The organism is Candidatus Pantoea bituminis, assembly GCF_018842675.1.
GTDB classification, from domain to species: Bacteria; Pseudomonadota; Gammaproteobacteria; order Enterobacterales; family Enterobacteriaceae; genus Pantoea; species Pantoea phytostimulans.
Genome location: NZ_JAGTWO010000004.1, coordinates 1,268,329 through 1,292,353, shown reverse-complemented (window position 1 = coordinate 1,292,353; position 24,025 = coordinate 1,268,329). Strand labels below are relative to the sequence as shown.

Below are 24,025 nucleotides of genomic sequence, written 5' to 3'. Positions count from 1 at the left end.
CGGCCCGTTTAAATGCTATGACTTGATGGCAAAATAAGGCATCGCGACCTGCTTGCCATTAATGACTACCGAGACAAATCCTGCAGGCTTACTGGTATCAACCTGATCGTCAGAAAGCGGACGCGAGGCAATAAGCAGATCGCCCTCTTCGTTCGCGCCAATGCCCGCTTTCCCGTTGTGCAGGCTGAAACGCTGAGGCGCTTTTTTGCTTTCCTCGCCGCCCGGCGGATTGGCGAGGCACCATTTTGGCGTTAACGCGGGCGCAGCGGCCGGTATCAAAGCGCGTTTTGCCGGTGCTTTTCACCAATACCACTGCGGCAGGCGTCCAGCCTGCCAGCTTGACGAAAACACGCACATCGGTGTCGTGCTGCGCAACGTAGCGCACCTCAACCACCGGGCAGCTTCCTTCGGCAGACCAGCTGGCTTCCGACTTGCCCTTCTTGCGTTGAACATGGATCACCGCACGGCCACCGGTTGTTTTGTCATTCACGACATTCATTAACGGCTGCGAGTCAGTACCGTTATTGAATTGCGACTGGCCAAAAATTTCGATTTCCCATGAATCACCGACATCAGGGGAATAGAGGCTGCCCAGCTCAAACCAGGTTTGTTGGTTTGAGTTATTTTCCAACCGCCAGCGCGATGTGATGTAGTTGTAATTAAGGCTGCCATCAATGGCGACACCGTAAGATTCAACGCGCGTCGAACCCATCTCCCAAACACTGAGCCAGCGATCGCCCTGCGAAGAGTTATCAATCCAACTGCCTGATTGCAGGCTGGTTTGACGCATGTTCAAGCGCGAGTTGTGCGCTATCAGCGGGTTTTTACAATCTTCCAGGCTGAGTGCATCAACGATCCATTGCCCGTTAGAGATGTCTCCGGGATAGTCGCAGTGCTCGATCCAGCCATTATGAATGATGGACTGAGCGCAGCGCGGCAGATTCAATACCTTGCCGCCACGACAGTTTTGGGCGTTGAAATTCGACAGCTCAATCGCCGTACTGTGATCCCAGTTGCCTTTTTTCTGGCCAGACCAACCGGCTTTGATGACATCACCGGTACAGCGTGACGCGTACCATTGGTCGATTTTGCAATCCAGCGTATCCAGCAGGCTCAATGCCGTGCCACCCACATGCGTGAAGCGTAAACATGAGCCGCGGAAGAATTGTCCTCCCGGACAGCTGTTGCTAAACAAGCCTTGCTGGTTGGGATGGGTATCCGTGTTGCCGTTGAAAATCAGGTTGGAGATTTCCACCCAGCGAGCATTAACTTTGAAGATAAAATCGGATTTACCGTCGGACACCAAAGTGGTCGCAGGAAAATAACCGAAGTTCACCATCGCGCCCGAAATACGGAAGAAGCGCATATTATCTGGGCCAAAATCACAGGCCGTAACAAAGAAGGTACCTGCCGGGAACTGCACGCAAATCTGCAGATCAGCGGCTAGCGACCATTGATACATCGCTTTAATCGCAGGCGCGGTATCTGTTTTGCCATCTGCAATCGCGCCAAAATCAAACAGCGTCAGGCGGTTGTAATCTTCAATAACGCGACGCCAGTGAAAACCCTGCCCTGCAAAATTAACGCCGTCATCATCTTTCGCATCCTGGAAACTGCCGACGAACTCACCGCCGCCAACTTCAAGGCCCGCGTGCCAGCTTTTCAGCTTGATTTTTGCTCCTTCAAACAGCGGACGCGTTTTACGCAGCTCTTCCACCGAAGGAATTTCGCCAATCAGCTGATAACCCGTGGGCTGTGCCAGCCGTTGGCTAAAATCCGCCTGCCCTGGACGGCTCACATCAGCAATGTTAAACAGCGTTTGACCGTTGCTGTCCTCGACGGCCATGGAATGCGACGGATCGGCGATCAACGCGGCATTGTCATGAATGAATTGAGCAAAGTTGCCTTTGTTCAGCGAAATGGGCTGGCTGATCTCAGAGACTTTACCGTTGGCATCACGCAGAAAAACAGGAATTTGGTTACCTGCTTTACTGGCATCGCTGCCCGCTTTGCCAATCCATAATTTACCTTCAAAACCTTGCCAGAACTGAGGTGGCATGGCATAGACATTTTCTGGCGTTAAGATCGGTACGTCGCTTTTGGGTACAGCGGTGGCATCAACCGGCTTAAGCGCAATACCATTACTTTTTGCTGCGTAGCTGGAAAAGGTGCTCACAGAGAGGGCACCAACAATGGCTGAGGCTGCGCTTTGCAACACTTCTCTTCTTTTCATGCAACATATCCCGTGGTTAATGAGGCCGTGTTATCGGCCAAGGCTTAGTCCCTTGAGGCATTTTGCAATTGGGTAGGATTTACCCGAGTTAAACCAACGCCAGCCAGCTTTGCTTGATTTGATTACCGTCGAATTTCAGCGCGGTTTCTTTTGTTTTTTCACTCATGGCATAGAACAGCGCATCATCACTGGCCAGCTGGTTCATGCGTGCCAGAAAGTCCGCTTTGTCGTTCATGGGAACCAGAAATCCATCTTCACCGTGATTAATGATCTCTTGTGGCCCAGTTGGGCAGTCATAGGCCACCACCGGCAGCGACCATGCTTTCGCCTCGAGTAACACCAGCGGTAAGCCTTCATAGCGTGACGTCATCAGCGCCATATCGCTGTCGCGGTAGTAATCATTGATATTGCTGACTTTGCCGACAAAATTAACACTGTCTGTGATACCCAATACCGCGGCCTGATCGTGCAACTGCTGACGCAGTTCACCATCACCGGCAATCACCAGCGTCCAGTCAGGATGGGTTTTGGCGAAGTCGCGCCAGATATCCAGCAACAGATCAAATCCCTTTTGATGATCTAAACGGCCCACAGCTAATGCCTGACGGTTACGCGTCTGGCGCTGAAAGGCTTTAAACACCACAGGATTAGGGATTTGTTTGCTAGGAATGTGCCAACGATTGAAAACCTGATGATCTTTATCGGTCAGCACAATTACGCGATCGTAGTAGCGCAGCAGCAGATACTTGAGGAATTTGATGGGCTTACTGAAGGAATTAATTGCAATGTGTTCACACGCGTAGGCTTTGCCGCGTTTTTCTTCATCGACATCAGGTTCCAGAAAGCGAACATCACACTCAGGCGACCCATGCTGATCAGGAAAACGGTATCAAAATCTTCCTCATGGATACGGCTGACGGCGCTTTTAATTGGATTACTGTGTCCCTCAAAGCTAACGATCTCTTTCACATGCTCAAAGGGATAGAAGGTTTTTCCGCTGCCTTCCAACGAGTAAACGGTGACATCGTGTGTTTCGCCAAGACACTCTGACATGAAGTTACAGATGTTCTCGGTGCCCGCATACGAGTAGGCATCTTTGATCACCAGGACAATTTTTTCATGTAACGCAATCCACCTCAAAATGAGTAAAAGACAATCCTGCCGATCGGCTTAACGATGCTTCAAGGTAAACAGCACACCATTCACCATATACCAGCCGTAATAGTAATAGATTTTTAACGGATTGTTTTTATAGATAATTCTTAATAATTCAAGGTGCCACTTCGCCGCTTTGTTCTTATTGCGCGAAAGTGAATCACCTAATTCGTAATAATTGACAAGAATTGTCTGAATAACGCGTGCTTGCTTGTAGCGAGTGAACAATTCGTAGAGAAACAGGAAATCTTCGTGGCCTTTGCGCTGGAAAAAAATACCCTGCGGCGGACGGCGGAAACAGACCGATGAAAAACAGACGCGGTACTGCTTCTTCACGAAATTTTCTTGTTGGAGGTAGGGTTTTGAGTAGGTAATGTCGTGGTCAGCTTTTTGGGTTTTGTAGTGATACTCGGTGATCACAAAATCATCCCCGGCGGCAATCGCTGCGACTTGCTGCGCCAACTTGTCAGCATGCCATTCGTCATCGCTGTCGAGGAAAGCAATGATCTCCTCTTTAGCCGCACGCAGCCCAACATTGCGGGTCTCGGCGGCGCCCATATTAACGGCGTTATCCAAAATGGTGATGCGTGCATCCTGACAATTTTCGCGCACGAACGCCAGCGAGTCATCGGTTGATTTATCGTTTATCAGGTAAAGGTGCCAGTCTGTGTGACCCTGATTGATAACCGATTGCACGGCGCGTAATACCGTCTGACGTGCATTGTACATAGGCATAACAATGCCGACGGTTCCAACTTGATTATTCATCTTCATACCTGAATAAAAGAAAAAGTGTATCCAAAGGGTTGCTCCTGAGTTCAGGAGCAATGATGAGCAAAACTGCATCAGGAAAGCGCTTTTTCTCCGCCAAAGCGCGCTCTCACCTTGTCTTTCAGGCGATTCATAAAGTAAGCGCGGTTGTCTTTATTGGTGAGGAAGAAATAGCGCGCAAAGCTCAGGCTCGCCATCAGCGAATTGCCGTCCATTTTGTAGCGCAGCGGCAGTTTAAAGGCTTTATAGGTGTGAATGTCACGCGAGGTAAGGTGCGGTTTCATCGTATCCAGCCAGAAAATCGAATACTTCACTGACTCGCCTTTGTGCTTGGAACCAAATTTGGTCACCAGATGATAATTAGCTAAAGGCGCAGCGATCATAACGAAGTCGTAGCCCATGCGATCGGCGCGAATACAGAAGTCATAATCCTGATGGCGGATATAGCGCGTATCAAACTGGATTTTGGCCGCATCTTCACGCTTCAACACGATAGTGCTGGTCTGAATAAAGCCGTAACAGCCGAACAGATACTCAGCGACCGTTTCATCTTTACCTGGCGGCTGCATCGGCATCACTTTCAGAAAAGAGCCATCCTGATAAATATTTACCTGGCTAAAGATGATGAAGTTCTGCTTGCCCTGCGCGTCCAGCTGAGCAATTTTCTCGCTGACATGAAGCAGTTTATCTGCATGCCATTCATCATCGGCATCCAGAAAGCTGACGTAATCGCCGGTAGCTAACTCGATGCCTTTGTTACGTGCACCGGCACCGTTGAGCTTGACCTCAGAGAGCACCAGATTAATGTCCAAATCCTGATAACGCTCGCTGCGAACCACCTCTGCCAGCGCGGCAGCATCAATGGATTTGTCATCCACAATGATCACTTCGAAATTGCGATAGCTTTGCGCCTTGACGCAATCCAGCGTCGTCACAATCGATTCTGACGCATTATAAGCGGGAATTACGATGGAGAAGCGAATATCCTTCATTACCAGCACCTCATTAAAAACAGTTCCAAATTCAAAGATATAACGTATGGATGACCAAGGGTAACCGGTGATGTCCTAATTTGTTGGCGACGCTTTGATCGCCACTTTTTTCTTCTTATTACTGCCGATAAACGGCTTTTCCACGTAGAGATAAGTCAGCTTGGCTACATAGAAAGAAGCGACAAAAAAGCCGGTCGACAGCAAGGTGTAAACCAGGATTGAGTGAGGAATCAGCGTCAGCGGAATCTGCTTAATGAAATACAGCACCACACCATGAATGAGATACAGGCTGTAGCTAACCTCGCCAATGGACATCAGGGTCTTGTTTTCCAGAATGCCAAACACGGCGTTACCGCTGCTGACGATGAAAAATATCACCGTGAGGCAGCAAAGGAAAATCAGGTAAAAGAAGGTGTTGCTGGTAAATGCGAGCGAAAACAGGGTGAGTAAAATCACCGCTAAGGCTGCCAGGCTTGAGTGCTTATAGTGAACAAACAGCTCACGGTGTTTGTAGGCCATGTACCCCATCGCGAAGCCCAGAACGGGACGTGGATCGGTGTAGGTTTTACCCCACAGGCGCAAGCCCACAGCCACACAGAAAATCACCCCAATTGAGCCGAGGATCAGCAACGTTTTGTATTTGCCGTTAGTGGCACGATTGATGACATAGATCAGCGGAATGGAGAGATAAAGCAGCCATTCCAGACGAAGCGTCCATTCGACACCTGCGTTGACGTCAGCCGTTGCATAATCGCCAATGTGATAACTGCCAATAAACAGTAACCACAGTACCGCATCTTTCACCGCTGTAGCACCGACGATCAGATCACCTTTTACCAGCCCAATCACGATGATGACGAATGCGGAGAACCAGAACATCGGGACGATACGGCGAATACGCGATTTCAAGAGCTTATAGGTGAGCTGGCCGGGCGTCATGGTGTCATTGTCTAACCAGCGATAAAACAGAAACGCCGAGATCATGAAAAACAGCAACACGCCGAATTTTCCGGAGTTAACAAAGAAGTTACCTTCCGAGAACCAGGCAAAGTAGTCTTTATCGAATATCCACTTTCCATCAAGCGAATAAATGTAATGCGCAAAGTGGGAGAACGCCACGATGCTTGCTAAAAGGGCACGTAAGCCAGAGATACTTTTGATGCCACTTTCGTTATAGACCCCTTTATGAAAGGAGAATACACGTAAAATAATAAGCGCCAGACAAAATGACAGCACCATGATTAATACATACATGTCAGCTCCTAAAGCAACATAGTCTGGGTTGGGTTAGCTGCTGTGTTTAGATAAAGCGCTATCGAAAGTGGCGCTTAATACATCGAAGGTTCTTTGTGCTTTTTGTTTATAAAGCATCTCGGAAGGATGAATGCAATCCGGTGACATCTCAGATTGCCAGTCTCGATTTTCCTTTATAAGACTGAACTGTTTCACAATAGGAACTTGCTGCTCTTTGGCCACTTCATTTAATTGATAAACGTAAGGCCAGACATTCCAGCGTTCGGCGCGCCCACAGATGGGATTAGGCTCTTGCAGCACTACCAATTTGTTATTGGCTTTGGCTACCTTGACCAGTTCCGTCATGATGCGCTTGTACTCTTCCGGGCTTTCCTGATGGGCTTTCTTATCTTTAAAAAGTAAATACGTGCATCGTTAATGCCATAGTTGAGCAGAATCATATTGGCATCAGACTTCGCCATACGTTCTGCCCAGTCGAGATGGGGTTTGTTATCCTGGCTGTAAACCAATTCAGCCGCCTGTGCGCCGGGAGAACCGTGGTTTTTTAACTGGATGCCCTCACCATATTTGTCTTTCAACATCTGATGAAGATAATTCATCTCGTTGTTTTTAGTAATGATATTACGACCACCAGATGAAATAACGCCGGCGGTCGTTGAGTCACCATAAGCCGCAATAACAAATGCGGCTTTATCATCGGCAGCCTGCGCCAGCATAGGCGCAGCCACCAACAGAACTGCCATCAACTTCTTGCTCATATTTCCTCTCATCAATTAATGAAACAATTTGAATTCACGAGCAACTTCATAGCCTACAACGGCCTGCTTAAGTGAAATCGTGTTGTAATAGAGGTAATAAACAAGGAAGAAAGCAAACATCGCAAACATCGCCGGCTTGAGTATTTTCTTCGACTGATAAATAAGCGACGTTAAAATAATCGGCTCAACCTGCAACAAATAGTTCGATAAGCGTGCGCCGGATGAATAGTTATAAAAGAAGATCCTGACACCGCCGCCGATCGCAAAGCTCAAAATCAGCAAATAATTAAGGCGGTACTGCGCGTAATTGTCTCGTTTTAACTGATTGCTCAGCATGAAATAGACAAAGATAAATACCAGCATGATGTTCTTGAGGTTAGAAACCGATACCACGCTGCCATCACCCGCATTGGATGCTTCATTACTGTATCCAGCCGCCCTTTCCCCCATCGATCCTAAATGTCCGGCAATCAGTGCAATGAAGCCGGTACCCCTACGACGGAAAGCGGAATACTCGCAACGATAATGAGCACCGGCCACCAGCGGGAATCTCGAATAAACAGAAACGGCACAATTGTTACGACCATGACCGCCGTGTTGTGGCTTAAGAATGAGAGGACAAAAAAGGCAAACGCCCACCAATACTGTTTCAGGTAGATTGTCCACAACACCCCAAGGAAGAGTGCGGAACTTAAGCCAAAGCGGATCTGGTTAACGTCTTTATTGATAAAAATGTGTGCTGAGTAGAGCACCAGTGCCAGCACTGGATAAGGCGACATTTTTTTAAAGAAAATAGCGTTGGTCGATACTGCCAGAATGCTGAAAACAAACAGAAACGCACTGGCATTGTGTGAAAACAGACTGGTCAGCCAGGCGATAGCAAAAATCAGCGGTTCGTAACGGAAAAAAGCAACCGTATTCGCAAAACCATTGACTTCAATGCGTCGAACGAAATCGACAAAGAAGCTGCGGTATTGGTAATCATCCATCCCGGTGCCAAGCCCACGAATACCACCAAAAACAATCAGTGTGATAGTAGCAATGCAAAGCAGGTAGGTAAGAATATGCGTGGTACGTTCATCTTTTTTAAGCAGGATTTCGACCAGCGAAAGCAACAACAAAAACCCTGCTATATACCAATATGGAGCCATGGTGTGATTCCTTAATTCCACAAGTTGTCACGCTAACAGTGACTTACGCTGTTTGCCTTCCCGGCTACATTCTCAGCGTGTCGCGCCATTAATCATCATGGATGCGTGGGCGGACGTCAGTTCTGTTGCTGATGCATTCTGTGATTGACGCTTGTTATGCGACGTCACGTCTGTCGCGTTTTACGCGTTAAATACAGAATCACCTGTGTAAATCGTTGCGTGTCGTCGTTCAAACAGTGCGATAAAAAGGGCGGTCAAACCGCCCCTTTATTCACTCAATAATTAACTTTTGGTTGGTTTGCCATACTCGTAATCGTAATAGTCATAACCGTAACCATAAGCATTGGCCGCTTTACGGACCACGGCGTTAAGGATCACGCCTTTAATTTCAATGCCGTTTTGTGCGAAGCGCTTGAAGCTGACATCCACTTCTTTGGTGGTATTGGTTTCAAAACGCGCCACCATCAGCGAGGTTCCTGCCAACTTACCGATGATTGAGGCATCGGTGACGGCCAGAATCGGTGGTGTATCGATCAGAACCAAATCGTAGTTCTTGCTCGCCCAATCCAGCAGCTCACCCATGCGACGGTGCATCAGCAGCTCAGATGGATTAGGTGGCACCTGACCGCGTGGCATGAAGTCAAAGCCGTAAATGCCTTTCTGAATCATTGCTGGATTGAATTCAGTTTTGCCAGAAAGAATATTGGATAAGCCAGACTTGTTCTCTGCACCCAGCAGCTCATGGGTATAGCCGCGGCGCATGTCACCATCGATGAACAGGACACGCTGGCCCGCTTTTGCAACCAGCGTTGCCAGGTTGGCACAGATAAAGGTTTTACCAATACCCGGGCTCGCACCGGTAATCATCAGGATGTTGTTCTTGGCTTCCATCATGGCGAAATGCAGGCTGGTACGCAGGCTACGAATCGCTTCAATAGAGAGGTCAGTTGGATTCCCTAATGCCAGCAGCGTGTCGTGCGGATCGGTTTTCACCTTATTGCCACGGCGCGCCAGCGCTTCGGTATCTTTCTTACGCTGCCATTCGGAAAGCGGGACGCTGGCATAGACGTTCATGCCCAACTCTTCCAGCTGGTCCGGGTTTTCAATACCGTGATGCAGCAAGGCTTTCAGCAGCACCAGGCCAACCGAAACAAACAGACCAAAGATCAAGCTTGCAGCGATAATCAAGGCTTTCTTCGGTGCAACAGGCGAGTTAGCCGTTTCGGCGCCATCGATGATACGAACATCACCCACGGTGCTGGCTTTGCTGATGCCTAACTCTTGTTGGCGATTCAGCAACTGCATGTAGATTTCCTGACCTGACTGCACATCACGCGTCAGACGTAAGATCTCTTGCTGCGTCTGCGGCATGCCTGAAATTTTCTTGTTCAGCTGCGCCTGCTCACCTTCCAACGTTTTGCGTTTTTCCAGCAATGCGCGGTAGGTTGGGTGATCTTTAGTGAACAACTGAGAAACTTCCGCTTCGCGGAACGTCAGTTCATTCAATTGACTCTGCACGCTAACAGATGAATCTAAGGCAGATTTCGCTTCCAGTGACAGGTCAACCGAGTCGTTCTGACGACGGAAGGTGTTCAGCTTGTCTTCAGCAACATCCAGTTTAGAGCGGACTTCCGGTAACTGTTTACGCAGGAACTCAAGGCTCTTCTCTGCTTGTTCAGACTTACGTTCAACGTTCTGTAACAGGTAGTTGTTAACGATTTGATTCAGGACTTTGCTGATTTTCTCCGGATCTTCACCCAGATATTCCAGACCTAACACGCCGGTGTCTTTGCCCTTGTCCGCAACGGACAAGTTAGTTAACACAGAGTTAATCGCCTGCAATTCGTTCAGCTTAGTGACATTAAAGCTCGTGCCTTCATCAGCATTAATGCCGCTCACCAGCATGGTGACATCGCCATGCGTTTCCAGCTGGCCAACTTTACCTTTGAACAGCTCATCACCATCTTTAGAAACGGTATAAGAGTCTGGTCCAGTTACTTCCAGTTCTACGGTACGTTTATCGATGGTGCGTGGAATTTCCAGACGCGAAATAGCCAAATCAGACGGCTTATTGCCCATCAGACGCGACAAACCTTTACCGATAACCGGGAAGTAGTTCTGCTCAACAACAGTATCTAATCCCAAATCAGCCACGGTTTTACCGATAACCATACGAGACTCAAGGATTTGAATCTCAGTATCGGATGCTGGCGTAGCCGGCATGAGGCTGTCTAGATCGTTCAGTACCGAGCTGGCATTTTTCTGCTCAACCTGAACTAAAGCGTCAGCGCTATAAATCGGTGTAGCGAACAGTGTGTAGAGCGTTGCCACCAGCATAAAGAAGGCGGTAACCGCAACAATGATCCAGCGGTGATCAATAAGCTGTCCCACAAGATGCGCCAGATCCCATCCATTCGAATCCTCTCTCGGCGCGGTCATAACCTTGTTTTTTATATTCATGGATAATCCCAACTATCGGCTTAATACGTTGACCCATTTCTGGGTAGCGTTTTCCAGTAACCCGTAAACCTCTTCAAAGGCCTCACGGCTTTTTCTGTACGGATCCGCAATTTCTCGTTGATTGAGCCAGTGCCCAAGCAACATGGTTTTGCCACGTGCGGCCGGGTCGATGCGATTGACCTGCTCCACATGACGCTTCTCCATCACCAGAATCAGGTCATAGTCACGGCACATCTCTGCCGTTAACTGCTGAGCCTCATGACCTTCAAGCGACAGCCCATGAATGGCGGCCACATCGCTGGCGGTCGGATCTGCCGGATAACCTTTTAGGGCACCTAGCCCTGCAGAGGCTACCCGAGTCTGAGGAAGCGCACGTTTGAGCAAGCGCTCCCCGGTGGGAGAGCGACATATATTGCCAACGCACACGACTAACACGGACGTAATCATGGTTGAACCTAGTTAGACCAGTTGCGGAAACGCAGTGCGGCCTCGCTCGCATCGTTGATGCCCGCGATGGTTGGCAGCAATTGCGAAATTACGCGGTTCCAACGCGTGAGCGGCGTGGAGGTGACATAAACGATGTCATAAGGTTCCAGTTGGAATTCAGTACCCATCACCATCGATGCCGCATCTCGGGTATTCAACTGATAGATGTTGGCGATCTTAGTGCGATTGGTGCCGCGGATCGGACGGATAACAAACACGCCGGTTGCATCAGACGTGGTCTGATCTACGCCCTGTGCGTTACCCAATGCTTCTGCCAGCGTCATGCCGCTGCGATCCATTTTGAGGGTAGTTTGCTGTCTGACTTCGCCCATGACGAAGACTTTGAGATCATCGTTACGAGGTACGTACAGAATGTCGCCTGGATAGAGCAGATGGTTCTGGCTCAGATCACCGTTTTGCATCAACGCCTGCAGGGAAACACGTTGCTCGCTACCGTTGTGCGTAAGCACAACGTTACGCCAGTCTGCATCTGCAGTCAGACCGCCAGCGGCATTGACAGCATCAAGGATGGTCAATGGCACGTTGGTAATCGGTTGCTGACCTGATGTCGTTACCGAACCGGTTACGTAGGTTTTCTGTGATTTGAACGAGGCGATGCTGACATCAACCTGCGGGCTTTCGATGTACTGTGCAAGTCGGCGTGCAACTTCATTACGTACATCACCCACAGTGCGGCCCGCTACGCGAACTCGACCTATGTATGGGTAGAAAATCGTACCATCGGAATGTACCCAGTTGCCGGTATCGCTGGCGCTGCGGTATTGACCTGCTGGCGTGGTTAACTCAGGGTGATCCCACACGGTGACAGTCAGAACATCGCCGACACCGATACGATACTCATAGCTCTGAATTTCATTCTGCAACGCTGGGTTGGCTTGGGCAACCAGCGGCTTAGGACGCATCTGCTCGACCAGACGCGGTGTTAATGGAAAAACGTTGACGTATTTATCGATGTCAAAGTTGCTATCCTGTTGCTCAATGACATCTTTTCCCGATGTGGAAAGGTGCTGACCTGGTTGGATCGTACACCCTGAGAGAAAAGTGGCGGATACCAGTAAAGGTATCAATTTCATTTTGATTGTAATCATTTAGATCTTCGCTATCAGTTATTGATTGATAGAGGCGAATACGCCGCTGTGTAAGCGTCCAACAAAAAGTAAAAACTACCTAATTAAGCACTGAACTTGTCGTTCATTATCCTTGCTCCTGTCTTTTTTGTAGCCGCCGGTCAACAAGGCGAAATAAGGCGAACCCATCATTACCCGTTATAAATGACGACTTAACGCGTCCTTGAATAGGGCAGCTAACGACACACCTAACAACGGCATTAAATAAGAGAGCGCCCGTTTTACGCTCTCCTTCTCGCCCTCTGATCAATACGCGCCATCCCGCTTCAGTACGACACCCACTGTTTTAAAAAGAATGGCGATATCATTCCACAGAGACCAGTTTTTAACATACCACGAGTCGAAGTACACACGTGTTTCATAATCAACGTCATTACGGCCGCTGACCTGCCACAATCCCGTCATGCCTGGCTTTGCCATCAGGTAATAATCAACATCACCGGCATAACGACAGAGTTCATCTTCAATTACTGGGCGCGGTCCTACCAGGCTCATATCGCCACGCACAACGTTCCAGAGCTGCGGCAATTCATCAAGGCTGGTTTTGCGAATAAAGTGACCGACCTTGGTGATACGTGGATCGTTCTTCAATTTGAAGTCTTTGTCCCACTCCGCACGTGCGATAGGATCGGTACGCAGGACTTCTTCTAAAACTTCTTTCGAATTAATCACCATCGAACGGAATTTAAGACATTTGAATTTACGTCCACCCAAACCTACACGTTCATGCCCATAAATTGGCGGACCACCGTCACGGCCCACCAGGAAGCCAAGTACCAGTAGTGCAGGCAGCAGCATCAAAATGATTGAGAGCGCACCGACGATATCGAAAGCCCGTTTCAGGAAACGCGATGTCCGTTTTGCAAGGTTATTCTGCACACGAAGAATCATCACTTCATGGCTGAAGATATAAGCCATATCCGTACCGTAAAGCGGCACGCCACGCAGGGTTGGAATAACAGAGACTGAACGGCAATTATGCATTGCCAGCGATTTCAGCCACATATCGCGGTACTGGCTCTGTTCGAACTCAACCGCCACGATAAACTGCGTTTCGCTATTCGTCAGATTCCACAGCTCTTGCTCATCACGCAGCACCGGCACGCCAGACATGCTGCCATGAGGGCCGCTACCGTCGACGTCATAGAAGGCGATGACATCAAAGCCCATCACTTCTTCGCTTTGCAGCGCTTGCCAGGCTTCATGGGCATTTTTGTTGCTGCCGATGATGATGGTTTGCTTTTTCCACAAGCCATATTTATTTAAAAGGCGCTTTGAAAGTGCGCGACAGCTTGGAATTAAAATCAGCGCTAATATCCAAGTTAATATCCAAAGGAAGCGCGAAGTTTGCCATTGAGACAATGCCGTGATCGACAGATCAATAACAGAAAATATAAGAATGGTACGAAAAATTTCTTTTAATTCGAACCAGAAAGGTTTGCGGTAAGTATAATGACGCAACCTTACCCAGAACCAACCCACGCTAATAATTGATAAGCAAATGTGCGTGGCTATTTTTAAATTGAGTTCTTTTTCAGAAATATCTGCCAAAGGTGAATCAGACATCATATTAATAAGCGCCATCGCAATAAATAAAGCTGCGTTGAAACAAATTAAATCTGAACAAGCTAACAATAATTTGGTGATAAGACTTTTAAACGTAAATTCTGTATCGCGCATATTTAACTCTTTATTTTATTTCCTTAAACCCGTAACGCTCCAACCTTGTGTATTAAATGAGCAGTGATGAATGTTCAGGTTGAATCGTTTCTTAGGGAGCTCCTGCGGCGTTTACGCCAATGCTCTTACCAATAAAAACAAGAAAATTGTTATAAATACCAACAGATTAGTCCGACTTTTTCCTGCGCGGTAATCGTCTGTTTAATAAACGAGAAAAGCAATTCAGGCACGCTACCGCCCTTGGCTGTCGCTGCCAATACCGCTGTTCGTCATATTTCCTTGCCGGTTATCCACTAAAATGAGATGCAAAGCGCCACTTTTAGAGGACGAGATCACAATTCATGACATTAAACGCCGAATCACTGCACGAATTGTCTCATTAGCGCAGACATTTACTAACCCGTTGCTATACTAGTTATTACTGGCTTGTTTACAAGTAGGCCCCGCCTTCCCTGCACTATTTTAGGAAAAAGACTACCAGCCATTAGTATTGATATCAGTCACGGCGTGCAATCTTTTCTCTAATTTTCAGATTTTTTCCATATCCCTACCCCCACCAAATCGTATAAGAATTACAGAGAAATAAGATCCTCATGAATTTTATTTACTCGTCTACGCGTCCTTGTATTGTTTGCCAATTTAATACAACGTGATTAGCTCGATACGTTACAAGACAAGAACAATCTCAGGTCACTTAAGAGCATGCTAAGCCAGGCGCTATTTGTAGCTTGCTTTAAGCTCCACTATCATCAGATAAAACTCATTTTTATACATTCAGGTGAATAAGGCATGTTGGAGGGAATAACCGATCCTTCGCTTTGGGCAGGATTAGTCACGCTTATCGTTCTTGAGTTAGTGCTGGGGATTGATAACTTAGTTTTTATTGCGATTCTGGTTGAGAAGCTGCCAGGAAAGCTCCGTGATCGCGCTCGCGTGATAGGTTTGTTACTTGCGCTGGTGTGTCGGTTACTCCTGCTCGCCTCGCTCTCTTGGCTGGTTACGCTAACTCAGCCGCTGGTCACCCTCTGGAACCACGCTTTTAGCGCACGTGACCTTATGTTGCTGTTTGGTGGCGTTTTTCTGTTATTTAAGGCCACAACAGAGCTGAATGAGCGCCTTGAAGGCAGCGATAACGATGATGGTCAACAAAAAGGCGGTGCTAAATTCTGGCCAGTTGTGGCTCAAATTGTGGTTCTGGATGCCATCTTCTCGCTGGATGCTGTAATAACCGCCGTCGGCATGGTTAACGATTTGCCTGTCATGATGACCGCAGTCACTATTGCAATTCTGCTAATGCTTCTTGCCAGCAAGCCTCTCACCCGCTTCGTCAACAGCCATCCAACAATTGTCATTCTCTGTCTGAGCTTCTTACTGATGATTGGGTTCAGTCTGGTTGCTGAAGGTTTCGGCTTTGCGATCCCCAAAGGCTATCTATACGCCGCTATAGGTTTCTCAGTATTGATTGAAGCCCTCAATCAATTAGCGCAATTTAACCGTCGTCGCGTTTTGTCTGCCGGTCGTCCTTTAAGGCAGCGTACCGCTGAAGCCGTACTGCATTTATTACGGGGTGAATCTGAACGCGCCGATCTGGATGCTAAAACGTCATCGTTGATCGCTGACAGCGAATCTCATGTGCTGTTTAACCGTCAGGAACGCGTCATGATTGCGCGCGTGATGGGCTTAGGTCAGCGACATGTAAACAGCATCATGACCTCACGTCATGATGTGGAACATATCGATCTGAATGACGACCCGGCTGAGATTATGGCGCGACTCGACCGCAACCAACATACTCGCCTGTTAATCACGGATAACGCCAACGAGCCGCTGGGCGTTGTACATGTTATTGACCTACTTCATCAATCGCTGCATCAGAATTCTTTAGATTTACGCGCCCTGATACGCCAGCCGTTAATCTTTCCAGAGCGCTTAACGTTGCTGCTGGCGCTTGAACAATTCCGCCAGGCGCATACGCACTTCGCTTTTGTTGTGGATGAATTTGGTTCTGTGGAAGGCGTGGTGACATTGAGTGATGTGATGGAAACCATCGCGGGTAATTTACCCAATGAAGCGGGGGAAATTGATGCGCGTTATGACATTCAGCAAAATGGCGAAGGCATCTGGATTGCTAACGGACACATGCCACTGGAAGATCTCGCGATGTATGTAAAATTGCCGCTGGATGATAAGCGCAGCTACCACACGCTGGCGGGTTTATTAATGGATAGCCTGCAACATATTCCCAAAGAGGGTGAAGAGTTACAGGTAGGCAATTACCTGCTGCGTACCTTGCAGGTGGAAAACCATCGCGTGCAAAAGGTTGAGATCGTTGAACAGAAAACAGAGGCGGATTACGAAGTGTAATAAGCGCGCCCATTAAGGGCGCAATAAACTTTTAATATTCCGCTTGTCGTCATTATCTTGCTGCTGATCAATCCACTCATTCAACCGCGACTTCGCTTCATTTTGTAGCCGATTCCGAATGACATCATCAACAGGCAATGAATATTGCACATTGTCCCAGTGACCAAACATGCGCAGTGGAATGGTCTGCTCTGAGAGCGCAGTGACCAGTTTATCATCACCCGTCCAGCCGCTGAGTTTCAAGCCGAGTGTAATATCCAGCAGTTGTTGCTGAAGATTCACCTGCCCTTTGCCTTGCAGCGCAAGATGCGGGCCGCTGCCCGTTAGCTCGCTAAAGTCCAATTCGCCGCGATTAAGTACAACCTGACCCGCAATCTGTTTAATGCCCTGCCCATCCTTGTCTTCACTGCTTACACGATTACTGATACGTGCCACAGCGCGGCGTACCATTTGTTGCAGATTGATTTGTGCCAGGGTGAGATCGTTGGCGCTGATTGCCGCCCTGCCCTGCCAGTTTCTTTTCGCGGCCTCAACGGTCAGATCTTCACCCGAAAGTTGCCCGGACAAGCTCACCGTCCCTTGCAGCGATTCGGGTAATTCCAGCGCTTTAAGCAGCGGCTGAATGGCAACCTGCTGTAACTCTGGCTGCAGACTGACACGCGTTTCAGGCTGACGAATATCAACGGTTCCCGGCAGAGAGAAACTGCCCGACCCAAGCGCCCCTTTCAAGGTACTCACCGTCATCAGACCTTGCTGATTACTGGCATCAAGCTGTAAATCACTGAGCGCCAGACCACGCCAAACCGCACTCTTAGCCTGAAGCTTCAGTGCCAGATCCAAGGTGTTAAGCGGTGAATCGGCATTGTTTCTTTCTCGCGGCTCGGCAATCACAGGCGCGCGTGCAACCGTGGCGTGCTGAGCACCTTCAGCCTCATTCACGGGGGCATTCGCCATCAAATTATCTAAATTCAGAGAGGTAGCCTGAAGATTAAGCGCTAAACGCTGTGGCAGCGCCAGGCTGCCTTCGGCATTGCCGGTGAGTGCGCTGTCATTAGCTGTCAGCTGTAAATTAGCGACTGAAAATTGTTGGTTATCACCATTCCAGCTGCCTTCAAAGCTCAGCGAACCCTTTATTCCCTGTGGCGGGATATTGGCACCGGCAAGCGCGTAATCGAGCTGATCAACTTTTCCGCTCAGGCGATGTGGATATTGCGACGCATCCAGCTCACCTTTTAGGTTTACCGTTGCGCTGCGCTGATTACGCGTCACGCTGGTATTCAACGCAATCGTGGCCTGTTTATTGTCGTCTTGATCAAGGTTGAGATTAAAATTACGGAAGTTAAATTCGTCGCCGCCCGCTTGCTGCCAAATGAGCAGGCTATCGGCGATTTGCAATTGACCGATATTAAATGACCAACCGTTAGATGAAGTGGAAGTCTGCGCATTCCGCGGCCCTTGCGGCGCGTTTTGCGGCGCTTTTGCAGCGCTATCGGGCGTTACGCGTACCACGGCGTTTTTGAGCATCACCTGACTCACGCTCAGTTGATGCGACAGCAGAGGCCAGAGCTCCACGTCGAGCCGCATGTTTTCTGCTGAAACCACCGGCTGCGCCGCGCCAGGCGCGGTTAAACTCATGCGGCCGGCCAGAATGCTCATCTTCGGCCAGACGTGCCAACGCAAATCGCCTTGCAGTTCAAGGTGATAACCACTGCGTTGCTCAACCTGTTGCACCATATAGGCACGGAAGTCGTTGGGATTCACCAGTAATACTAATGCGGTCATTCCCGCTACGACCACCACTAACAAGATGGCCAGCGTGGTTATCACTCTTCTCATGACATCCTCAGTGAAATCAATCTTTGTCGATACGGCTGGCGTCAGCACCCTGCTGGCCACGGTATTTAGCATCTTCGCGGCGGTTATAAGGTCGCGCAGCGGGGCCGGAGAGCGGCTCGAAACTCAGTGCGCCAATCAGCATGCCGGGACGTAGCGCCAGCGGCAATTTACCGGAGTTATAAAACTCAAGCACGATGCGACCTTGCCAGCCAGGATCGATACGGTGTGCGGTCACGTGCACCATTAATCCGAGACGCGCCAGCGAGGAGCGGCCATCCAGCCAACCGACTAAATCGTCTGGAATAGTGACTGATTCCAGCGTGACCGCCAGCGCCAGTTCGCCGGGATGCAAGAAAAAGGCTTCCCTTCCGGCAGCACAATTTCGTCGCTCATGACGCGATCCAGCGCCGCGCTAACTTCCTGCTTTGGCCCACTCAGGTCAATAAATGCCGCCGTGTGACCGCTAAAAGTACGGAACTGGTTGCCCAAACGCACGTCGACCGTGGCGCCATTAATACGCTCGACCGGTGGGCGCGGCGTAATCGCCAGCTTACCGTTATCAAGCCAGGCTTCGATGTCGCGGTCGCATAATCTCATTGACGTAACTCCATGACGTAAGTGTAGCGAACGGTTACTACAGCGCACCGTTCGCGTCACGTCCAGTTGGACGTGGGTTATTCGAAAAACTGATTGATTTTGGCTTTAAGGATATCAATCGCAATACGGTTTTTCCGCCGCGCGGCACGATAATATCGGCATACTGTTTGGACGGCTCAATGAATTGCAAAAACATTGGACGCACCGTTTTCTGGTATTGGCTCATTACTGAATCCATCGATCGACCTCGTTCATTGACGTCACGTTTCATGCGGCGCATCAAACAGATATCGAGAGGTGTGTCGACAAAAATTGAGAAGTTAAGTTCCTGACGCAGACGCGAATCGGTCAGCAGCAAAATACCTTCCAGGATAATGACTTTTTTGGGTTTGAGATGAATAGATTCCTGGGTACGCGTGTGCTCAACGTAGCTGTAAACCGGCAGATGAATATCTTCTCCGGCTTTAACTGCACGCAAATGCTGCAGCAACAAATCATGGTCCATCGCACTCGGATGGTCATAATTTGTTTTAACCCTCTCTTCCATGGTGAGGTGACTTTGATCTTTGTAATAAGCATCTTCAGGAATGACCCCGATGTGCTCGTCACCAACCTGATCACGGATTTCACGATAGAGCGTGCTGGCAATTAAACTTTTACCGGATGCGGAAGCACCGGCAATGCCAACAATCACGCACTGATGAGACTTGTCAGTCATACTTTTAAAGACCTGATAACTGGAGCCAATGACTGTACACGGAATGCGCGCCCAGCCAGCGGGCCTAAATGGAGAGGGTGAGTTCGCGCTAAGTATAGGGATTTCGGCGTTTTGATGCCAGAGAAATGGCGCCAGAAGCTTTTCAGAATTTCCCCTTTGGAAGCTAATCATTTCATCGATAAACTAGCTACCCTCTCGATTTGAATTTAGCGGCGTTGGCGAAACGCTTTTTTCGCCGAATGATTGCGGAAATCATCGTGCCTGACTAATTCACAAGGAGTCGTATGCTCTGGAAGACCTTGACCTATTTTGGCGACAGTATGTTGCTGATCCCGACGGCGGTGATCATCGCACTGATTCTGCCCTGGAAAAGTGACAATCGCCGCACGGTGCTCTATTGGATCGTGGCGTTTGGTTTGGCTGGCTTGTTTGTTAGCCTGTCAAAAATTCTGTTTCTCGGCTTTGGTATTGGCAGTGCTCATTATAATTTCACCGGTTTCAGTGGTCATAGCGCCATGTCCGCCACCTTATGGCCCGTGATGTTGTGGCTGATTTCTGGCCGCTGGTCGAGTTTATGGCGTGGGTTTGCTCTCGGTGTGGGCTACCTGATTCCGCTGATGGTGGGGTTCTCGCGGCTGGTTATCCATGCACACTCAAAAAGCGAAGTCGTTACTGGTTTACTGCTGGGCTTTACCTTAAGCACGGCTTTCCTGATATCTCAGCGCCGCACTGCCTTAAAAGGCTTTAGCTGGCCGCAGGTCAGCGTTGTGTTATTGGTCCCCTTGTTGCTGCTGGGACAGGGTCGCGTCGCCACAACGCAGCAGTTCCTTGAACGCTTTTCTGCGAATCTGGCAGGCTTAGAAAAACCGTTTTCCCGCGCCGATCTTTTCCGCCAATAATCAATGTGATGGCCTTTTTTTGATAAAAGGCCAGTCAATCCGCCGAATAACGCACAAAAGTGATTTCGCGACAGTATTCTTTGCTGAATGTGCTAGCATGCCCGAAAGAGAATAACAGGTGCATATTTCGCCACTGCGAAGCGGTGCACGCAGCTGGGTTTATGCATGACCATTGATATTTTGTCCTCGCAAAACAAAACACCAAACAGCGTCTTAAACGGATTGATGCTGGGCATCACCGCTTTTTTCTCACGCTATTTTGCCTTGAGCTGATCATGGTGAGCGGCAAAATCTCCCCACTGTGGTTCTCTACCGCATTAATGACGGTGGTGGTTTTTCGCTGTCCATCGCGTCAGGTTCCTTTATTATTGCTGTGTTGTGTCATTGGCACAGCTTTCGCTAACGCCTTGATTATTGGCCCCGCGTTTTCCAATTTGAAATTTGCTTTACTCAACTCAGTGCAAGCAGTGCTGGGTGGGATATTACTGCGTCTGCTGCTTGATCGCCGGGCACCGCTTAACACCTTGATTGACTGGGCACGGTTTATTTTTTCCGTTGGCATTGTTACACCGCTCATTGGCGGCGTATTAGCCATGTGGATGTTGCAGGTCAGTGGTAAGGCCTCGGTTCCCTTCTTTTATACTTGGGTCATTTCTGAAGTTATTGGCATGTTGGCACTTGGACCAGTATTGCTGCTGTTTCCCTGGCCCCTAAAGCGCCGTAGCTTTCAAGAACACCACTCAGTTGAATTGCTGATCACCTTGTTAGTGACGCTTACCGCCAGCTATCTGGCGCTGCGTTTCCTGCCGTGGCCGTTCACCTTTATTGTGGTGATCCTGTTCTGGTGTGCGGTACGTTTATCGAAACTTGAAGCCTTCGTGCTGTTTTTCCTCAACGCCTGTTTTATCTCAATGCTGCTGGCATTTGACCTCGTTACGGTGGGCCGCGGTAGCAGCCAGCTCGATCAAATCAGCAGCTGGCTGCCGTTCTTGCTGGTGTTGATTCCTGGCCATGTCATGTCGCTGGTGATGGATGCGTTTCGTCGTGAAAAGAACCATATCAGTGAAAGCGAAACCCGCTTCCGTCATGCCATGGAATATTCCGCTATCGGCATGGCGTTGGTCTCACCGCAGGGTGTCTGGTTGCAGGTGAACCATTCGCTGTGCCAGACGTTGGGCTTTCCTGAAGATGAACTAAAACGCCTGACGTTCCAGCAAATGACGCATCCCGACGATCTCAGTAACGATCTCATCCAGCTCGACAAACTGTTAAAAGGTGAGATCTATTCCTACACCCTGGAAAAACGCTATTTCCGCAAGGACAATGAAATTGTGTGGGCGCGCCTGACGGTTTCGCTGGTGCGTGATGCCGCCTATCAGCCGCTCTACTTCATTGCACAGATCATTGATATTTCTGAGCTCAAGCAGAGTGAACAAGTTAATCGTCGCCTGATGGAACGTATCACGTTGGCCAATGAAGCCGGCGGCATCGGCGTTTGGGAATGGAACTTACTGACCGGTGAAATGTTGTGGGACAAGCGGATGTACGCGCTGTTTGGCCTCGCACCTCACGAATCGCCGAGCTACGATTTATGGCTGCACTTGATGAACCCGGCCGATCGTGAACATGCTGCGCTAACTATCCAACAGGCCATTGAGAAACGCAGTGCATTCCAAATGGAATATCGCATCACTTTGCCTGACGGCGAACGCTGGCTGCGTACGCAAGCCAATCGCATCCTGAGCCAGGAAGGCCGCATTGAACGTATGCTGGGCATTTGTCAGGACATCACTTCGCTGCGCAATCTTAACGAAGCGCTGTTCCAGGAAAAAGAGCGTATGGCGATCACGCTGGATTCCATCGGCGAAGCGGTAATCAGCACCGATGAAGAGATGCGCGTTACCTTTATGAACCCGATTGCTGAGCAGATTAGTGGTTGGTCGCAAGAGGATGCCGCAGGCAAACCGCTGAGTGAACTGTTGCACATCACGCAGGGACGCCACGGTCCACAAATTGAAAATCTGCTGCTGTGCCATTTGCCAACTGAAAAAACCACACCCGATTTAGTGGAAGATTTGGTATTGCATACGCCAGCAGGTGAAAAAATGGATATCCATTACAGCATCACGCCGCTTAAATCTGAGGCAGGCGCAGAAATGGGCGCCGTGATGGTTATTCAGGATGTCAGTGAATCACGCAAAGTCATGAAACGTCTGAGTTACAGCGCCTTACACGACACCTTGACGCGTTTGCCCAATCGCGCCAGTTTCGAGCACCAGCTCAAACTCTTACTGATGGATGCGGCTGAGCATCAGCACCAGCATGTTCTGGTCTTTATCGATCTCGATAAGTTCAAAGCGGTCAATGACACCGCCGGACACGCCGCCGGTGATGCCCTGTTGCGTGAGCTTTCAGAGTTAATGCAGCATCGTCTGCGCAGCAGTGATTTCCTTGCACGCCTTGGCGGCGATGAGTTTGCTCTGCTAATGCCAGAATGCCAGGTCGATCAGGCACGCGAAGTGGTGCAGCGTATCGTCAGCGCGGTGAATGACTACCGCTTTCAGTGGCTTGGTCGGGTTTATCAGGTCGGTGCCAGCGCCGGGTTAACGCAAATTTCCGCTGAAAACTGCCACAGCAGCGAAGTGTTATCGCAAGCGGATATTGCCTGTTACAACGCCAAGCGCAGCGGCCGTGGGCGCTATGTTGTCTATGAACAACATCAGTTGCCGTTAGCGGGCAGCAATCAGCGACTCGATGCCACAACGCTCAACGACTTGCAGGTTGAGCTCTCTGCCTGGGCAATTGCCCCGCCGCAAACGCCTAAACTCACCTCATTCTGGCTACTGGACGTTCAGCTGTTCACTGCTGACGGCACGCTTATCGACGAATCGCTGTTACGCAATAATTTGCCGGATGAAGCGCTGCAGCGTCTGCTCGATAACAATATTGTTGAAGCCTTTTTCCGCCACGATATTAACGCACTGAATGACAACAACATCTCCGTGATTTTGCCGCTGAATACCAACGCGCTGCATGATGTTGAGTTCGTACAACGTCTCTGCAAACGTTTTAACGAAGCGGGTTTGTCATCCAGCCGCAGCGGTTTCGCGCTTAACGCGGCAAACGTAATAAACGGCAGCGATCGCCTTCAGGCTTCCCTACTCCAGTTACAGCAAAGCGGCTGTTGCATCATGCTTGAGCATTTTGGACGTAACCTTGACGCCTTCAATCAACTCACGGGCGACATGATCGATTGTTTGCTGCTGGCGCCTGAACTGGTGGCTAACGTGCATACCAATTTGATGGACGAAATGCTGGTGTCGATTATTCAAAGCCAGGCCGAACAACGAAATATTGCGCTTTTGGCCGGTCCAGTTACCGTGCCTGCGGTATTAAATACCTTGGCCAGCCTGGATGTTCATGGCGTCTGGGGCAGCGCCATCGCCGAGCGTCAGCCATTGAGCAGCCTGGCGGCCAGCGTGGTTTTATCCCAGGACGATTGATCAGACAGTGTCTTGCCAGC

12 protein-coding genes and 6 pseudogenes are annotated in these 24,025 nt (G+C 49.3%); 3 read left to right on the top strand and 15 right to left on the bottom strand.

Annotated elements, in window-relative coordinates; all coding sequences use genetic code 11:
- Positions 1 to 15: 15 nt before the first annotated feature.
- The 12 genes and pseudogenes from KQP84_RS09675 to wbaP all read right to left on the bottom strand — a co-directional run bounded on the left by KQP84_RS09675 (position 16) and on the right by wbaP (position 14,088).
- Positions 16 to 2,233: pseudogene (locus KQP84_RS09675) on the bottom strand (phage tailspike protein).
- Between the two features lie 88 nt (positions 2,234 to 2,321).
- A pseudogene (locus KQP84_RS09670) lies at positions 2,322 to 3,364 on the bottom strand (glycosyltransferase family 4 protein).
- A gap of 39 nt (positions 3,365 to 3,403) precedes the next feature.
- Positions 3,404 to 4,156: a glycosyltransferase family 2 protein gene (locus KQP84_RS09665; protein WP_215846261.1), complete on the bottom strand. Its 753-nt coding sequence runs from the start codon at positions 4,154 to 4,156 to the stop codon at positions 3,404 to 3,406.
- Positions 4,157 to 4,233: 77 nt separating this feature from the next.
- Entirely contained in the window at positions 4,234 to 5,151 is a 918-nt protein-coding gene (locus KQP84_RS09660) for a glycosyltransferase family 2 protein (RefSeq protein ID WP_215846260.1), read from the bottom strand.
- A 75-nt stretch (positions 5,152 to 5,226) separates the two neighbouring features.
- The gene (locus tag KQP84_RS09655) at positions 5,227 to 6,405 is read right to left on the bottom strand and encodes an acyltransferase family protein (RefSeq protein ID WP_215846258.1); all 1,179 of its coding nucleotides are present in this window, start codon (positions 6,403 to 6,405) and stop codon (positions 5,227 to 5,229) included.
- A 33-nt stretch (positions 6,406 to 6,438) separates the two neighbouring features.
- Positions 6,439 to 6,750, bottom strand: coding sequence for an SGNH/GDSL hydrolase family protein (locus tag KQP84_RS25315; protein WP_252515246.1), 312 nt, complete (start codon positions 6,748 to 6,750; stop codon positions 6,439 to 6,441).
- Positions 6,747 to 7,163: an SGNH/GDSL hydrolase family protein gene (locus KQP84_RS25310; RefSeq protein ID WP_252515245.1), complete on the bottom strand. Its 417-nt coding sequence runs from the start codon at positions 7,161 to 7,163 to the stop codon at positions 6,747 to 6,749. The genes KQP84_RS25315 and KQP84_RS25310 overlap by 4 nt, the downstream gene beginning before the upstream one ends.
- A gap of 15 nt (positions 7,164 to 7,178) precedes the next feature.
- A pseudogene (locus KQP84_RS09645) lies at positions 7,179 to 8,314 on the bottom strand (EpsG family protein).
- A gap of 282 nt (positions 8,315 to 8,596) precedes the next feature.
- The gene (wzc, locus tag KQP84_RS09640; RefSeq protein WP_215846256.1) at positions 8,597 to 10,774 is read right to left on the bottom strand and encodes a tyrosine-protein kinase Wzc; all 2,178 of its coding nucleotides are present in this window, start codon (positions 10,772 to 10,774) and stop codon (positions 8,597 to 8,599) included.
- A 12-nt stretch (positions 10,775 to 10,786) separates the two neighbouring features.
- Positions 10,787 to 11,221, bottom strand: a complete 435-nt coding sequence (locus KQP84_RS09635; protein WP_215846254.1) for an arsenate reductase/protein-tyrosine-phosphatase family protein — start codon at positions 11,219 to 11,221, stop codon at positions 10,787 to 10,789.
- An 8-nt stretch (positions 11,222 to 11,229) separates the two neighbouring features.
- Positions 11,230 to 12,369, bottom strand: a complete 1,140-nt coding sequence (locus tag KQP84_RS09630) for a polysaccharide export protein (RefSeq protein ID WP_215846252.1) — start codon at positions 12,367 to 12,369, stop codon at positions 11,230 to 11,232.
- A gap of 285 nt (positions 12,370 to 12,654) precedes the next feature.
- Complete coding sequence (gene wbaP / locus KQP84_RS09625; protein ID WP_215846251.1) at positions 12,655 to 14,088, bottom strand: undecaprenyl-phosphate galactose phosphotransferase WbaP; 1,434 nt, start codon at positions 14,086 to 14,088, stop codon at positions 12,655 to 12,657.
- A 789-nt stretch (positions 14,089 to 14,877) separates the two neighbouring features.
- On the opposite strand from wbaP, the gene KQP84_RS09620 reads away from it, so the two are divergent.
- Positions 14,878 to 16,452, top strand: coding sequence for a TerC family protein (locus KQP84_RS09620; protein ID WP_215846249.1), 1,575 nt, complete (start codon positions 14,878 to 14,880; stop codon positions 16,450 to 16,452).
- A 12-nt stretch (positions 16,453 to 16,464) separates the two neighbouring features.
- Here the strand turns inward: KQP84_RS09620 and asmA are convergent, their stop codons facing one another.
- The 3 genes and pseudogenes from asmA to udk all read right to left on the bottom strand — a co-directional run bounded on the left by asmA (position 16,465) and on the right by udk (position 19,603).
- Positions 16,465 to 18,288, bottom strand: a complete 1,824-nt coding sequence (gene asmA, locus KQP84_RS09615; protein WP_215846248.1) for an outer membrane assembly protein AsmA — start codon at positions 18,286 to 18,288, stop codon at positions 16,465 to 16,467.
- Between the two features lie 16 nt (positions 18,289 to 18,304).
- Positions 18,305 to 18,885, bottom strand: a pseudogene (dcd, locus tag KQP84_RS09610) (dCTP deaminase).
- A 77-nt stretch (positions 18,886 to 18,962) separates the two neighbouring features.
- Positions 18,963 to 19,603, bottom strand: a pseudogene (gene udk, locus KQP84_RS09605) (uridine kinase).
- 284 nt (positions 19,604 to 19,887) lie between these two features.
- Here udk and KQP84_RS09600 point away from each other — a divergent pair.
- Together KQP84_RS09600 and KQP84_RS09595 are read left to right on the top strand one after the other, a co-directional pair.
- Positions 19,888 to 20,502: a phosphatase PAP2 family protein gene (locus KQP84_RS09600; RefSeq protein WP_215846246.1), complete on the top strand. Its 615-nt coding sequence runs from the start codon at positions 19,888 to 19,890 to the stop codon at positions 20,500 to 20,502.
- Between the two features lie 165 nt (positions 20,503 to 20,667).
- Positions 20,668 to 24,005 (top strand): annotated as a pseudogene (locus tag KQP84_RS09595) (diguanylate cyclase).
- Positions 24,006 to 24,025 lie beyond the last annotated feature (20 nt).

Coding starts and splice junctions, on each gene's coding strand:
- KQP84_RS09620 (WP_215846249.1), top strand. CDS start 14,878: ATGTTGGAGGGAATAACCGATCCTTCGCTTTGGGCAGGATTAGTCACG.
- KQP84_RS09635 (WP_215846254.1), bottom strand. CDS start 11,221: ATGATTACGTCCGTGTTAGTCGTGTGCGTTGGCAATATATGTCGCTCT.
- wbaP (WP_215846251.1), bottom strand. CDS start 14,088: ATGCGCGATACAGAATTTACGTTTAAAAGTCTTATCACCAAATTATTG.
- KQP84_RS09660 (WP_215846260.1), bottom strand. CDS start 5,151: ATGAAGGATATTCGCTTCTCCATCGTAATTCCCGCTTATAATGCGTCA.
- KQP84_RS25315 (WP_252515246.1), bottom strand. CDS start 6,750: ATGACGGAACTGGTCAAGGTAGCCAAAGCCAATAACAAATTGGTAGTG.
- KQP84_RS09655 (WP_215846258.1), bottom strand. CDS start 6,405: ATGTATGTATTAATCATGGTGCTGTCATTTTGTCTGGCGCTTATTATT.
- KQP84_RS25310 (WP_252515245.1), bottom strand. CDS start 7,163: ATGAGCAAGAAGTTGATGGCAGTTCTGTTGGTGGCTGCGCCTATGCTG.
- KQP84_RS09600 (WP_215846246.1), top strand. CDS start 19,888: ATGCTCTGGAAGACCTTGACCTATTTTGGCGACAGTATGTTGCTGATC.
- wzc (WP_215846256.1), bottom strand. CDS start 10,774: ATGAATATAAAAAACAAGGTTATGACCGCGCCGAGAGAGGATTCGAAT.
- KQP84_RS09665 (WP_215846261.1), bottom strand. CDS start 4,156: ATGAATAATCAAGTTGGAACCGTCGGCATTGTTATGCCTATGTACAAT.
- KQP84_RS09630 (WP_215846252.1), bottom strand. CDS start 12,369: ATGATTACAATCAAAATGAAATTGATACCTTTACTGGTATCCGCCACT.
- asmA (WP_215846248.1), bottom strand. CDS start 18,288: ATGAGAAGAGTGATAACCACGCTGGCCATCTTGTTAGTGGTGGTCGTA.